The sequence below is a fragment of the Bacillus testis genome (genome assembly GCF_001243895.1).
Taxonomy (GTDB): Bacteria; Bacillota; Bacilli; order Bacillales; family DSM-1321; genus Bacillus_AD; species Bacillus_AD testis.
The window spans coordinates 2,097,601-2,109,756 of record NZ_LN851186.1; the positions used below are offsets into that span (position 1 = coordinate 2,097,601).

The 12,156-nt window shown below is 39.7% G+C and carries 14 protein-coding genes and 2 pseudogenes; 4 read left to right on the forward strand and 12 right to left on the reverse strand.

Annotation, left to right across the window (positions count from 1 at the left end; all coding sequences use genetic code 11):
- Window positions 1–7 precede the first annotated feature (7 nt).
- The gene (locus tag BN1765_RS10635) at window positions 8–847 is read left to right on the forward strand and encodes an AIM24 family protein (protein WP_050615107.1); all 840 of its coding nucleotides are present in this window, start codon (window positions 8–10) and stop codon (window positions 845–847) included.
- Between the two features lie 95 nt (window positions 848–942).
- Here BN1765_RS10635 and BN1765_RS10640 read toward each other — a convergent pair whose 3' ends face one another.
- Entirely contained in the window at window positions 943–1,500 is a 558-nt protein-coding gene (locus BN1765_RS10640; protein ID WP_147554179.1) for an HD domain-containing protein, read from the reverse strand.
- Between the two features lie 172 nt (window positions 1,501–1,672).
- Here BN1765_RS10640 and BN1765_RS10645 point away from each other — a divergent pair, with 172 nt between their 5' ends.
- The 3 genes from BN1765_RS10645 to BN1765_RS10655 all read left to right on the forward strand — a co-directional run bounded on the left by BN1765_RS10645 (window position 1,673) and on the right by BN1765_RS10655 (window position 5,649).
- Window positions 1,673–2,794 carry a CdaR family transcriptional regulator gene (locus BN1765_RS10645; RefSeq protein ID WP_050615109.1) on the forward strand — a complete coding sequence of 374 codons (1,122 nt, stop codon included), beginning with the start codon at window positions 1,673–1,675 and terminating at the stop codon, window positions 2,792–2,794.
- A gap of 111 nt (window positions 2,795–2,905) precedes the next feature.
- Window positions 2,906–4,318, forward strand: a complete 1,413-nt coding sequence (gene glcD / locus BN1765_RS10650; RefSeq protein ID WP_050615110.1) for a glycolate oxidase subunit GlcD — start codon at window positions 2,906–2,908, stop codon at window positions 4,316–4,318.
- Window positions 4,315–5,649: a (Fe-S)-binding protein gene (locus tag BN1765_RS10655; protein ID WP_050615111.1), complete on the forward strand. Its 1,335-nt coding sequence runs from the start codon at window positions 4,315–4,317 to the stop codon at window positions 5,647–5,649. Before glcD ends, BN1765_RS10655 begins: the two co-directional genes overlap by 4 nt.
- Before the next feature lie 229 nt (window positions 5,650–5,878).
- Here the strand turns inward: BN1765_RS10655 and BN1765_RS10660 are convergent, their stop codons facing one another.
- The 11 genes and pseudogenes from BN1765_RS10660 to pssA form a co-directional block, all read right to left on the reverse strand.
- Window positions 5,879–6,244, reverse strand: coding sequence for a VOC family protein (locus BN1765_RS10660; RefSeq protein ID WP_050615112.1), 366 nt, complete (start codon window positions 6,242–6,244; stop codon window positions 5,879–5,881).
- A gap of 97 nt (window positions 6,245–6,341) precedes the next feature.
- The gene (locus BN1765_RS10665) at window positions 6,342–6,695 is read right to left on the reverse strand and encodes a DUF3139 domain-containing protein (protein WP_050615113.1); all 354 of its coding nucleotides are present in this window, start codon (window positions 6,693–6,695) and stop codon (window positions 6,342–6,344) included.
- A 304-nt stretch (window positions 6,696–6,999) separates the two neighbouring features.
- The gene (locus BN1765_RS10670; protein ID WP_050615114.1) at window positions 7,000–7,419 is read right to left on the reverse strand and encodes a DUF3139 domain-containing protein; all 420 of its coding nucleotides are present in this window, start codon (window positions 7,417–7,419) and stop codon (window positions 7,000–7,002) included.
- Window positions 7,420–7,678: 259 nt separating this feature from the next.
- Window positions 7,679–7,999, reverse strand: a complete 321-nt coding sequence (locus BN1765_RS10675; protein ID WP_050615115.1) for a hypothetical protein — start codon at window positions 7,997–7,999, stop codon at window positions 7,679–7,681.
- Between the two features lie 208 nt (window positions 8,000–8,207).
- The gene (locus tag BN1765_RS10680; protein WP_147554181.1) at window positions 8,208–8,663 is read right to left on the reverse strand and encodes a hypothetical protein; all 456 of its coding nucleotides are present in this window, start codon (window positions 8,661–8,663) and stop codon (window positions 8,208–8,210) included.
- Between the two features lie 38 nt (window positions 8,664–8,701).
- A pseudogene (locus tag BN1765_RS19560) lies at window positions 8,702–8,911 on the reverse strand (hypothetical protein); the annotation flags it as partial.
- Between the two features lie 54 nt (window positions 8,912–8,965).
- A complete protein-coding gene (locus BN1765_RS10685; protein ID WP_154666085.1) occupies window positions 8,966–9,136 on the reverse strand; it encodes a hypothetical protein in 171 nt (56 codons plus the stop codon).
- Window positions 9,137–9,301: 165 nt separating this feature from the next.
- Window positions 9,302–9,832 carry a GNAT family N-acetyltransferase gene (locus BN1765_RS10690; protein WP_050615118.1) on the reverse strand — a complete coding sequence of 177 codons (531 nt, stop codon included), beginning with the start codon at window positions 9,830–9,832 and terminating at the stop codon, window positions 9,302–9,304.
- Window positions 9,833–10,263: 431 nt separating this feature from the next.
- Window positions 10,264–10,596 carry a chaperone CsaA gene (csaA, locus tag BN1765_RS10695; protein WP_050616743.1) on the reverse strand — a complete coding sequence of 111 codons (333 nt, stop codon included), beginning with the start codon at window positions 10,594–10,596 and terminating at the stop codon, window positions 10,264–10,266.
- A 358-nt stretch (window positions 10,597–10,954) separates the two neighbouring features.
- Window positions 10,955–11,042 (reverse strand): annotated as a pseudogene (locus BN1765_RS20060) (TetR/AcrR family transcriptional regulator); the annotation flags it as partial.
- Between the two features lie 300 nt (window positions 11,043–11,342).
- Window positions 11,343–12,071, reverse strand: a complete 729-nt coding sequence (pssA, locus tag BN1765_RS10700; protein ID WP_050615119.1) for a CDP-diacylglycerol--serine O-phosphatidyltransferase — start codon at window positions 12,069–12,071, stop codon at window positions 11,343–11,345.
- Window positions 12,072–12,156: the final 85 nt, after the last annotated feature.

Genomic DNA, 12,156 nt, shown 5'->3' on the forward strand with positions numbered 1-12,156 from the left:
TGATTGGATGAATCCGTTATTTTATGAAAATACGACTGTTATAGATTGTGTTGAAAATGAAAGCTTCAAAGCGGAAATATTGGAGTTGAAAGCATTAAGAGGAGCGAAAGATATTAATCTAGCCGGTGAAATCTTTTTGGCTAAAGAAGGCGGAATTACGCTTAAACAAGTCAAAATCACCTTAAAAGACAGTTCCTTCACCACTGAATCCGGCGCCTTATACTTCATGAAGGGCCATATTGAAGCCAAAAATAAAATGGGCGGCGCCACTGGCTTGATGAAAAAGGCGTTTAAAAATTATTTAACGCAGGAATCCACATTCAAGCCAACTTACACAGGCTCCGGTGAAATTTTCCTTGAACCAAGCTTTGGCCATTATATGTTTGTTGAGCTTCATGATGAAACAATCGTCGTTGATAAAGGGCTTTTCCTTGGCTGTGAACCGACTCTTGACATTAGTGTGGCTATGCAGAAGAATCTATCGAGCGGATTCCTAGGCGGAGAAGGCTGGTTTCAGACCAAAATTTCGGGAACAGGGTTATGCATCCTTCAGATTCCTGTTCCGCGCGAGGAAGTATTGGTCACCCAGCTTCAAAATGAAAAATTGCAGGTTGACGGCAATTTTGCGTTGCTTCGCAGGGGCGATATCCGCTTTTCTGTACAGAAATCCACTAAGGGTCTTATCGGTACCTTCACCTCAGGCGAAGGTCTGCTTCAGACGTTTGAAGGGACAGGAGAAGTGTGGCTGGCCCCAACCCAGCCGATCTATCGCCGATTGGAAGAAAGCAGCTTCAGCCAGCTTCTTGAATCCAAGAACCAATCGAACGATACAGGAAATAAAAAATAAAGTGTCTGCCAAAGCCTGCTCCGTCTATGCGGTGCAGGCTTTTTATATAACCCTCCCTTCCCTTATATCCTCTGCAAAAGGCAGCCTCAAAGGCTTTACATGCTTTTGTCTGGACGATCGCCGAAGAAAGTCTCCACCAAATCGATATATTGTTTGAAAAAAGCGGGTGGCTGTGGGATATCCTTAATGGCGTCGGCAATAGACTGGTTATACCAAGCCTGCTTTTCGCGTCCCCGTTTGAATGCATCCCAAACACGGCTGCCTTGTTCTTCGTAATGCTTTTGTAGAGCCTGTAAATTATCCAATTTATCCGCCACAATTAAAGCTTTGACTTCCATCGGTCCTTCCTTGACGGTTTGGATTGTATGCTCTTTCCTTTCTTCCCAAGACAATGTTTTGTTTTCCGTGTGGGCCGCTACCAGGCGGGCTACGTCCGGGCCGAATTGCTCTTCGATTACGGCTGGGGTTACTTCTGTATCCTCAACTGTATCATGCAAGTATCCCGCTATAATAACAGCATCCGGAAAACCTGCTTCCTGTAGGATTCGGGCGACACGTTTGGGATGTTCGGCATATGGCTCGTCTGAGTTTTTGCGCGTTTGCCCGGCATGCGCCTTTTCTGCAAGATATTGTGCCTTATCAAGTTGGTTCAAGTTATTCATCCTTTCTGTTGATTCTTCTGGTTGTCTCTCTTTTTAGTATATAAGATTGTCACATCCCATGCATATAGAACTGCCTTTCCCAAGCGGTATGTATATTGCCTGTTTTCACTTTATATTTGATATGATAGCAGCAGGACAAAAAGGATGGCGGGAAGGTGTTTTAATGCTATTATCAAAATCTTTAGCAAAGAGAATCGTTTCAGAAGTACAAAAATTGTTCGATGAAGAAATTATTATAGCAAATACAGAGGGGCTTATTATCGCCTCGACTGAAGATAAACGAATCGGCTCCTTTCATGAAGGCGCATTCCTTTGTGCGCAGGAAAAAAAGAAGAAAGTGATCGGACAAGAGGATGAAAAATGGCTAAAAGGCGTTAAAGCAGGTTTGAATTTGCCTGTATTCTTTCTTAAAGATGTCATTGGCGTGATCGGCATTACAGGGGAACCGCATAAATTCTTGCCTTATGGCGAATTGCTCCGTAAGATGACAGAACTGTTAATCCAGGAAAGTTACTATTCCGAACAGGTCCAATGGCGTGCAAGGATGCTGGAGTCGTTCGTCTATGACTGGATGCAGCCGGCTGTTTCTCTGGAACAGCTCAAAGAAAGGGCGAAAGTACTGGACGTGAATCTTGCAAGCGACCGTCAAATCATTCTTGTCCAAGTGATCAAACCCACCGACTATTTATTCCAAAGTTTATGGCAATTGACCCACCTTTGGAATGATGCCTATAAAGAAGATATATTGGTCCCCTGGGGAAATGACCGGCTTTTGCTTCTTCATAGTGTACACGCCAATAAAGAAGATATTTATCAAAAGGCTCAGCAGCTGCAAACGTATATAAATGACATCTGGCAAGTTTCATCTTCTCTTGGGATCGGTAGGGCCGTTTCAAGCAGGAATCTCTCCGCAGGATATAATCAGGCTGAAAAAGCTCTGAAAGCAGCCAACCCCAATAAGCAGATTGTCTGTGAAGAAGATTTGCGCATTGAATTATGCCTGGGGGATATACACCCTTCGACCCGTGAAGACTTTACACGGCGAATCCTCCAACAGGCAATCACCGAACCAGAACTGCTTATTACCGTAAGGGCATACTATAAGAATAATATGTCCGTTAAGAAAACGGCCGAAGATTTGCATATACATATCAATACGCTTCATTACCGCATAAAAAAGTTTGAACAGATGACCGGATTAAACCTGAAACAAATCGAAGACCTGACAAATGGCTATCTTGCTTTGTTGTTTTTGGATGAACAGACAAAAAACAATGGGATTTAAGCGCTTTTTTTGCATGTTCATCCATAGAAATAGATACCAATTATATACTAATCTACAATTATGGCTATTTATTAACCATTCATAATTTACTCAAAAAAGGTGTGAACCTCTATGTTGACAACAAAACTAAAGCAAAAGTTCATTCAAATTGTTGGCCATGAAAACGTGATTGACTCTTCTGCAGGCAGACTTGTGTATTCGTACGATGCTACGCCTAACTTTCAATCGATGCCCGATGCCGTGCTTGCACCGCGCAATACGAATGAAGTTGCTGCAATCATCCAAGTATGCCGGGAAGAAAAAATCCCGCTTGTTCCGAGAGGATCGGGCACGAATTTATGCGGGGGCACTGTCCCAGTTGAAGGCGGCATTGTCCTTTTGTTCAAGCATATGAATAAAATATTGGAAATCGACGAAGAAAACCTGACCATGACCGTACAACCCGGAGCGCTCACGTTAGAGATCATCCATGCTGCCGAAGCCAACGGGTTATTCTATCCTCCTGACCCGAGTTCTATGAAGATTTCGACAATCGGAGGCAATATAAGCGAAAACTCCGGAGGTCTGCGCGGATTGAAATACGGCGTTACCCGCGATTATGTATTGGCATTGGAAGCTGTCCTTCCTAATGGAGAGATCATCCGGACCGGCGGAAAACTGGCCAAGGATGTGGCTGGCTATGACTTGACTCGACTGTTGGTCGGTTCTGAGGGGACTCTTGCTGTTGTGACCGAAGCAACTTTAAAGCTGGTTCCAAAGCCTGAATCGAAACAAACCATGCTGGCGCTCTATCAGGACATGGATGGCGCAGCGCGGGCTGTGTCAAAAATCATAGCTAATAAAATAATCCCGGCAACGCTTGAATTCCTTGACCGCCCTACTCTGGCCGCTGTTGAAGATTTTGCTAGAATCGGCTTGCCTACTAATGTGGAAGCTGTTCTTCTTATTGAACAGGATGGCCCGCCTGAAATCGTAGACCGAGATATGAAGAAAATGGCTGAAATTTGCCTAAGTGAACATGCCGTCTCCGCTCAAATTGCCGTCTCTGCTGAAGAGGCAGAAGCATTGACGACTGCCCGCCGTTCAGCCTTATCAGCCTTGGCGCGGCTGAAACCGACGACTATTTTGGAGGATGCCACCGTTCCCCGATCAGAAATAGCCAATATGGTAAAAGCCATCAATGAAATTGCCTTTAAACATAATGTGACGATTTGTACGTTCGGCCACGCCGGCGATGGCAATTTGCATCCGACCTGTACGACAGATGTACGCGACCATGATGAAATGGAACGTGTGGAAGCCGCATTTGCCGATATCTTCGAAAAAGCAATTGAGCTTGGCGGCACGATCACCGGTGAACATGGGGTAGGCTTGATGAAAGCCCCTTACCTGGAATGGAAATTCGGCGAACCAGGGATTAGCATCATGAAAGCGATTAAACAGGCTTTTGATCCAGATAACATCATGAATCCAGGCAAGATTTTCGCCAAAGAAACCCGGAAACGGACGGTGATCTCCAAATGACAACAAAAGAGATGACGCAAAGAGAAAAAGCCATCCAAACTGCTTTTAAGGAGCGGATGAATGAAACAGAGCTGTTGAATTGCATGCAATGCGGGTTCTGCCTGCCTACTTGCCCAACCTATATTGAAACAGGCTTTGATGAATCGCAATCTCCACGCGGCCGCATTGCATTGATGAAAGCCGTCCACGATGGTTTGATTGCACCGGATGAAGAAGTTGAAAGATCATTAAATCTGTGCCTGGGCTGCCGGGCTTGCGAGCCAGTCTGTCCTGCAGGCGTGAATTATGGGTACTTGCTTGAGGATGCACGCGAAATTTTCAATGATTATAACCAGTATTCTTTGTCTGTGAAAGCGATGAGAAAAACGGTATTCGAGGGATTATTCCCCCATCAGAACCGCATGGAAAACGTGATGGGCCTACTGGCTGTCTATCAGCGGAGCGGATTGCAAAAGGCAGTACGAAAAGTAGGGTTTATGAAGTTGTTCCCTGAAAGCTTGCAGGCAATGGAACGGGCGCTTCCCCAGGTTCCGAAGAAAAAAGAAATGAAAGAGAAACACCTGACACAGCCCGCTTTAACAGACAAAAAAGCGACGGTGGCGCTTTTTTCCGGATGCTTGATGGATACGATGTTTATGGAAACCAATCGTTCAACCATTACCCTTCTGCAAAAAGCCGGCTGCGATGTCGTTATTCCCGATGGGCAAGCTTGCTGCGGCGCCCTGCACGGCCATAGTGGCGAAAAAGCGGGCAGTATCGAGCTTGCCAAGCGGAATATCGATGCTTTTGAACAAGCAAAAGCGGATTATATCATCACAAATGCCGGAGGCTGCGGCGCCTTTTTGCTTGGTTATAGCCACTTGCTTAAAGACGATCCCGCTTACGCTGAACGGGCAACTCGCTTTGTCGATTCGATAAAAGACATTACACAAATTCTTTATGAACTCGATTTCCATCACACAGTGCACTTGGCGATTGATCCACAAGTAATCACCTATCAAGACTCCTGCCACTTGCGCAATGTCATGCATACATCGAAGGCTCCCTGGGCGTTGCTGAACAGCATTGAAGGAGCAACCTACAGAGAAATGGAAAATGCCGATAGCTGCTGCGGCTCTGCCGGAATTTACAATATTGTCGAATCTGACATGTCGATGCAGATTCTTGACCACAAAATGACGAAAGCAAAAGCGACCAATGCCCATACGATCGTAACTGCCAATCCTGGCTGCCTGCTGCAAATGAAGCTCGGAATCGAACGGGAAGGCCTATCGGATATTGTCCAGGCCGTCCATATCGTCGACCTATTGGCAAAAGCATGCGAAGAGTAACAAATCAAACAACAAACGAACCGGATGTCCTTAACAGGTTCGGATTTTGATGACAAAACTAAATGATCGCACCATTTAGAAGTCCGATTCTCAAATGAATTGGACTTCTTCTGTTATTGATATAATGGTATTTTCAAGCCCAATAAAGATGAATGAGGATACCAATCCGCAGCCCTTTTGACAGATTAGCAAAAGGGATTGATCCATATAATTGAACGTTTGATGCTCGTTAGCTATTTTCAAATTGAAGATATTCCAAAATATTCCCAAAGGGATCTCTGAAGCTAATATATTTTCCTGGAGGGCAATTAGTTGGTTTATCTACAATAAAATCCACTTCTTTCTCCTTTAAGTATGTAACCATTTCATCAATATCTTCCGTTCGTAATCCTAATACAACCCCGGTATTTTTATATTCTTGATTATAGGTTGTATGATTGGTCTCCTCTAAAATAATAGGTAACTCTCCATGGACAAGTGATGCAATAGTAGCACCATACCGCTTATTTAATTCAAATCCTAAAGTATTCGTATAAAAGTCAATGGCATCGTTTACATTCGGCACATAAATGCTTATAACACAAATCTGATTCATTGTTTTGCCCCTCCTATTTTCTGTATTCTTGTAAATATTCAACACTTATTTACAAGAACCCTTTTTCCTAAAGGGGATGCTATCATTTTGACCGTTTTCATTCTAAATGATTATACTCCGTTTTTCGTACAGATGGATTTTCTCTTTGGACTATTTTTCCTTGATTCAACACATAGTAATAAATATGTGTTGGTTCATCGGTAAAGATAACTCTAGCTTCATAATTACCAGGGCCCGGTGTTGTTGAAAAGACTTCAATACTTTTAATTTCATCTTTTTCATACGTTTTTTGCAAATAGCTAGCAGTAGCTTCCTCCAATTTATGTTTATCCATTTTTACTTGAATAAAAATAAAACAAATGGTACCAATAATTAAGAGTACGATCACTTCTACAATCGCGAATATGATTAAAGCGACTTTTGTTCCCTTGGATAATTTCGCTTTTTCCATAAAATCTAACTCCTTGGCTTAGATTTGCCTTAAGACCAATTCCAAACGGCAGACAAACCTCTTGGAAAGTGACCCTGCAGCAATGTGGTGATTCGGGAAGCCTTTTAGTCTAACATTCGCTCTTGTAAGCATATGATGAGTGTGTGCTAAAATGTAAAATTCAGCATAAGGAATCGTCAACTTTCTTAATATTCAAAAATATAAATAGAGATACAGTTTTTTGCTGTATCTCATGTTCTGTTAATGCACCAGTTTGTTTAAGTATATGTATGTACAACGTTATTTGATTAACGATCTATTTAATCTAATCCTTACTTATACAATCCTCTTCACTATGCTTTGTTTTTTCTGTAATTATTGTTGTATAGATATTATTAACTTTCATTTCTTTCTCACAAAATTGGGCAATCGATTTTCCTTTTTTCTTGATGCCATAATAATAAGACACATTAGGCTCATCCTTGAAAATGACTCTGTAGTTATCATAATAATAATCCTTGCGATCCATGCCAGCAACGATATGTTGATGTGAAATATCTTCATCACTGTAACCTTTCTCCTCTAGGTAAGGTGGCAAATGCTTATTGAAAAGAAAATTCGTGTATGGATTACCATTATTTAAAACATAAATGACACTAGCAATAAAAAGAAATATGGACAGCACAATCACCAAAAACACAATGAAAAAAGAAACTATTAAGCGACGAACCGTTAGCGTTTTCATAGGCATCCCTTTATAATGAACGTATTTTATCTCCAAGGATAAACCAAATTTATCCTAATAATGTAATTTTACACTAAAAGAGTATATTGTTTCAATGGTTTTTAGGCCTCCATAGAGGTTTCGGTAGCCCAAAAGAATGATCTGCTAATCCTTTTTACACTAATTTGCTACTGAAACAGCATAAAAAAAGACCGTCATACTGACAGCCTTAATCTTATGCTATTGCCCCAGTTTGTTTACGTACATTTATTCAAAAGCCTTAGAGACTTCTGGATAAACCTACAAGTATACTTACTACTAAAACGATAAAAAAAACTTCGATATAATATGTCCTTGGTTTATGATCAGTATTGGCTTTTCCTCTTTTTGTTTTCAAAAAGATACAACATAATACCCCTAAAATACTGCCTATAACGCCGTACTGTAAGATCGATATGATATATTCTGAAATAGGTAAATAATCTGTCACTATGACATCAGCTGTTGGATGTGTAACTGTTTTATATTTTACAAATAGAATGCCAAACCCTAATCCGCTTAAAAATCCGTATATTATACCTTTCTGAAACAATTTCTCCATTTTATACCTACCCTAAATAGATTTTAAATGAATGAAAATCCGTATCCATCCTCTACGCATATATTCAGTTTATTATAATATAAATGACAAAAATTAACAATTATAAAACAGTATCTGACTAAACTGAAACGTTAACGGCTAAAGGAAAATCCATCTAATGACAGCTCTGATTTTCTGCTCTTGCCGCTGTTTTATGGAAAAAGATTTTTTATTTTACTTCTACCAAGAACGTATAGCTTCCGCCACCTTTCTTCCATCGGGCATATAAATAATAGGCATAAACCCCTTTTTCTTTTGAAGCAACTATTGCGTTATTTCTCATTTTTATGTCTTCGACTCTATCTTCATCAATCCATTGTTCCACTCCCAATGTCCCTGGAATGGGTTCTTTATAAAATTCTATTTTTATTTTTTCATTGGGTGATACAACTTTTGGTTTATGTTCTTTTGACAGTTCTAACGGACTTCTATAAACTGTGTCTTCACATTTAGCAGAAATGAATCCTCGCCAACAATACGATCCTCGTATAGTAGGAATTATAGTATATCCAGCCTTTATATTTGGTGTAGGTGGTTCTGTACGAAATGGTTCAAAAACAATTAAACCAATAATGATTAATCCAATAATACTAATCAAAGCAACCTTTTTTCTAATTGTATCCACCCCTTTTTATCATTTTTATTCTATCCTGCAACGTTTGATTAATTTTGAGTACATTTTTCAGATCCAGAAACAAATGATTGATATATTTCTCCAATTATTCCTTTCAACTGATGGACGCCTAAATCTTTGTTTGTCATTATGATTAATCCAGTTTCTTTATAGGGATATCTAACCAACATACATTGAAAGCCATCTCCCCAACCAAGTGAAGAAATTTCGAGCTCTTTTCCTGAACCATCTAAAAACACTAATCAACTAACCCTTTTTCGCTTAATAACATAACTAGCATCGATGTTACGAACTTACTCAGTGAACAAGCACAAAAAAATAGAATGACTATTTAGAAATCTTGTCGTTCCTGCTTCATTTAGACCATATTGTTCTGCCATACTAATCTCAGCATTCATAATTGTTGTCATGCTAAAACCAGTTACATTATAATGCTGCATACGCTCCTTAATGTTTATATCCATAAGTACCATCCAAACACCCCAGTTTTATACACAATCCTATCCTCGACGGAAATATATGGTCATTCTATGTTCTCTGCTTGTTCAATTAATCTGCCATTACTTACATAATGATTTCAACAAAAAAGGCCATTAATCCTTCTTAGATCAATGCCCCAAATAGTTCATTTATTTATGGTATTCCATTAACCAACAATCCTGATACTCGCCTTCGTGTAACTCATGCTTAGGCAGTATTTTAACTTTCTTAAACCTACATTTTTCGTAGCATCTAATAGCCCTTGTATTCCTTGATCGAGGATCCATCACAACTCTTTTTGCTTTCTTTTCTTCCGTTAAAAAATCAACTATAGAGGAGACAAGTAATGTTCCAATTCCTTTATTCCAATACCCAACATCGCCAATAAATTGATCCATACCAAAAATATTTTCTTCAACATATCCATAGTCATTTTTGGTTTCCTCATCCAATGGGTAAAATTGAATATATCCAATATCATGATCCTTAAATTCCACTATACATCTAACTTCATCATCTTCAGGGGGATAAAAAGCTTTTTCAACCTTTTCTAAATTAAACGGATTGTCCCTCCCCTCATAAAATTCGAGAATCGATGGATTTGAAAGCCATTTTATTAACAGAAACTTATCTTTTTCTTCTAATTTCCGAATCATTAAATTCCCATTTTGAAGCAGCATAGATATTCCTCGCTTTTTAGTAATAATAGATCATTCGCTTCCTAATGGGCTATTTCCTTCAATTAGTTACTACGCGTACTTTTTAAATCCCTATCCTTTAAAATATAGTCTCATCTTGATCGCTTAATTTAAGAAGGAAGGGGAAAAAACGAATCATACATAATGCAATTGTTCCACTTAAATATCCTAATCCTACTAGTAGACCTTTATCCTTAAAAGATAACAATTGTCTGGTATTACAACTCGGACACCCTTCCCCTTTTCTTGTAAAACCAAGAAGCCAGACATCTTTTATTCTCCATTTATAGTTACAATTAGTACAACGTGCTACTATCATCCTCCCTTCATCTAATAACTGTACTATTTACTTTCCACAGTTGTACAAACAGCCCTGGCTTCTGTACAGAACGACTTTCTTCTCCACATTTCTTTTAGGAAATCCGTGTTCCATTTGCAATTGGTTGATCGGGCTTTAATAAAACAACATCTCCCTCTTCAGGAACACCGCCTATCACCAATACCTCAGATTTAAACCCTGCGATACGGATTGGGGGAAGATTAACCACCGCTATTACCTGAAGTCCACAAAGTTGTTCCGGAGAATATCTTTTTGTAATTTGAGCTGACGAATGTTTAATCCCAATATCTTCTCCAAAATCAATTTGTAGTTTTATAGCAGGTTTCCTTGCTTCCGGGAAAGACAGGGCTTTGATGACCGTGCCAACGCGCATATCTAATTGATAAAAATCCTCAATTTTTGCCATAGACATATAACAACCTTCCTATCATTTTTTAACGTCCCTCATTTTGTAACCAACTCTTCGGGACTGGAATTTTCAATTACAAGAAGACCTATAGAATTAAAAGCGCCAAACCTGTGGATTTGGTTGCTTTCTTATCCCCTTTGCCTGCATACTCTCACCAATACTACAATTTATCTTGGCCATTCGATCTGTATTTAACAAACTATAATAACGATTTTTGCGCCGCTTCATTTTTATCCAGTATAGACAACGTAACCGCTGTCATCCGTTTGATGACTTGGCCTATTATCCGTCAACCTAACCGTTTGTGTCACCTTGTTTTATATAAAGGGCAAACACCGTGCTAGTGCCCGCAAACCAGTGTGGCCCCCTCATAGCCGTAATCGCCAAATGCTTCCATAGCTTTATGCAGTACTAGTCGTGTCAAACTCTTTATTCCTTCCCAATTTCCCCCTCCTTTAACCACCATTATATTTTTTCAAAATAAACAGTCAAGAAAAACAATAATATATCTAAGCTCCACTTTTGCAGCCCAAACCTACGATCCAACCCTTCCTATAGCAAATAAACGAACAAACCCATTCCCTGTAGCGCACTCTGGCAGTCAAAATCGCAGAATTCGTCGGAAAAGGGTAAAAAAATTCAACCGAGAGTTCGGTAACTCGGTTGAATCTGTTCGTAAAATCGGCTGAATACCATTTCATATGACTACTGTTTCTTGTGTTTCTTTCCCTACAAGTTCCATTTTATTTATTCCTTGCCGCTTTTTTTCGCTTTTTCCCTTTTGTTTTTTGGCGGAGTGGTTCTTTTTCTTTAATGAATCGCGTAGTGATGAAACCAATATATAAAAGGATGGCTAAATAAAAGAAAATGGAAGCATCCTTAAAATCGGTCTTCCAAAAATAAAAAATCATACAGATCATGAATATTGTCGTGATGATTCCATTTTTGGGCAGCTTCACATCTTTCAGGCTAGGGATTTTTATGGTTGAAACCATTAAAAGTCCTAAAGCATAGAAAATCACCAAAAAGAGTGCGGTTGGTATATAATGATGGAAAAGAGCGATGAATGTAACGATTCCTCCTGCCATCGTAATAGGAATGCCAGTAAAGTATTCTAATGATTCTTCCGTCTTTGTTAGATTGAACCTTGCCAGTCGATAGGCCCCGAATAGTGGGAACAAGGAAGAAAGAACAACTCCCCATACACCCATTCCACCCAGAAATGTTTGTGCCGCAATATAGGCAGGCGCGACACCAAAAGAGACAATATCAGCCAATGAATCCAGTTGTTTGCCTAGATCATTTGCCACTCCCAATATGCGTGCAGCCCTTCCATCGACAGCGTCCAGCATAATCGATATAAAAATTAAGATAGTTGCATTTTTCAGATCACCATTCATACTAAAATAAAGGGATAGAAACCCGCAGAATAAATTGCCGAGCGTTAATAAGTTAGGTATTTGTTTTTTCATACATGTCTTCTTTCTTTCATTAAGTTAATAGTAGCTTCTCCATTCTCTTCTCTTCTTTACCATATGATGAAGGGATCCTGAATAA

Coding starts and splice junctions, on each gene's coding strand:
- BN1765_RS10690 (WP_050615118.1), bottom strand. CDS start 9,832: ATGCTGCTTCAAAATGGGAATTTAATGATTCGGAAATTAGAAGAAAAA.
- BN1765_RS10675 (WP_050615115.1), bottom strand. CDS start 7,999: ATGGAGAAATTGTTTCAGAAAGGTATAATATACGGATTTTTAAGCGGA.
- BN1765_RS10685 (WP_154666085.1), bottom strand. CDS start 9,136: ATGGATATAAACATTAAGGAGCGTATGCAGCATTATAATGTAACTGGT.
- csaA (WP_050616743.1), bottom strand. CDS start 10,596: ATGGCAAAAATTGAGGATTTTTATCAATTAGATATGCGCGTTGGCACG.
- BN1765_RS10670 (WP_050615114.1), bottom strand. CDS start 7,419: ATGAAAACGCTAACGGTTCGTCGCTTAATAGTTTCTTTTTTCATTGTG.
- pssA (WP_050615119.1), bottom strand. CDS start 12,071: ATGAAAAAACAAATACCTAACTTATTAACGCTCGGCAATTTATTCTGC.
- BN1765_RS10655 (WP_050615111.1), top strand. CDS start 4,315: ATGACAACAAAAGAGATGACGCAAAGAGAAAAAGCCATCCAAACTGCT.
- BN1765_RS10665 (WP_050615113.1), bottom strand. CDS start 6,695: ATGGAAAAAGCGAAATTATCCAAGGGAACAAAAGTCGCTTTAATCATA.
- BN1765_RS10660 (WP_050615112.1), bottom strand. CDS start 6,244: ATGAATCAGATTTGTGTTATAAGCATTTATGTGCCGAATGTAAACGAT.
- glcD (WP_050615110.1), top strand. CDS start 2,906: ATGTTGACAACAAAACTAAAGCAAAAGTTCATTCAAATTGTTGGCCAT.
- BN1765_RS10635 (WP_050615107.1), top strand. CDS start 8: ATGAATCCGTTATTTTATGAAAATACGACTGTTATAGATTGTGTTGAA.
- BN1765_RS10645 (WP_050615109.1), top strand. CDS start 1,673: ATGCTATTATCAAAATCTTTAGCAAAGAGAATCGTTTCAGAAGTACAA.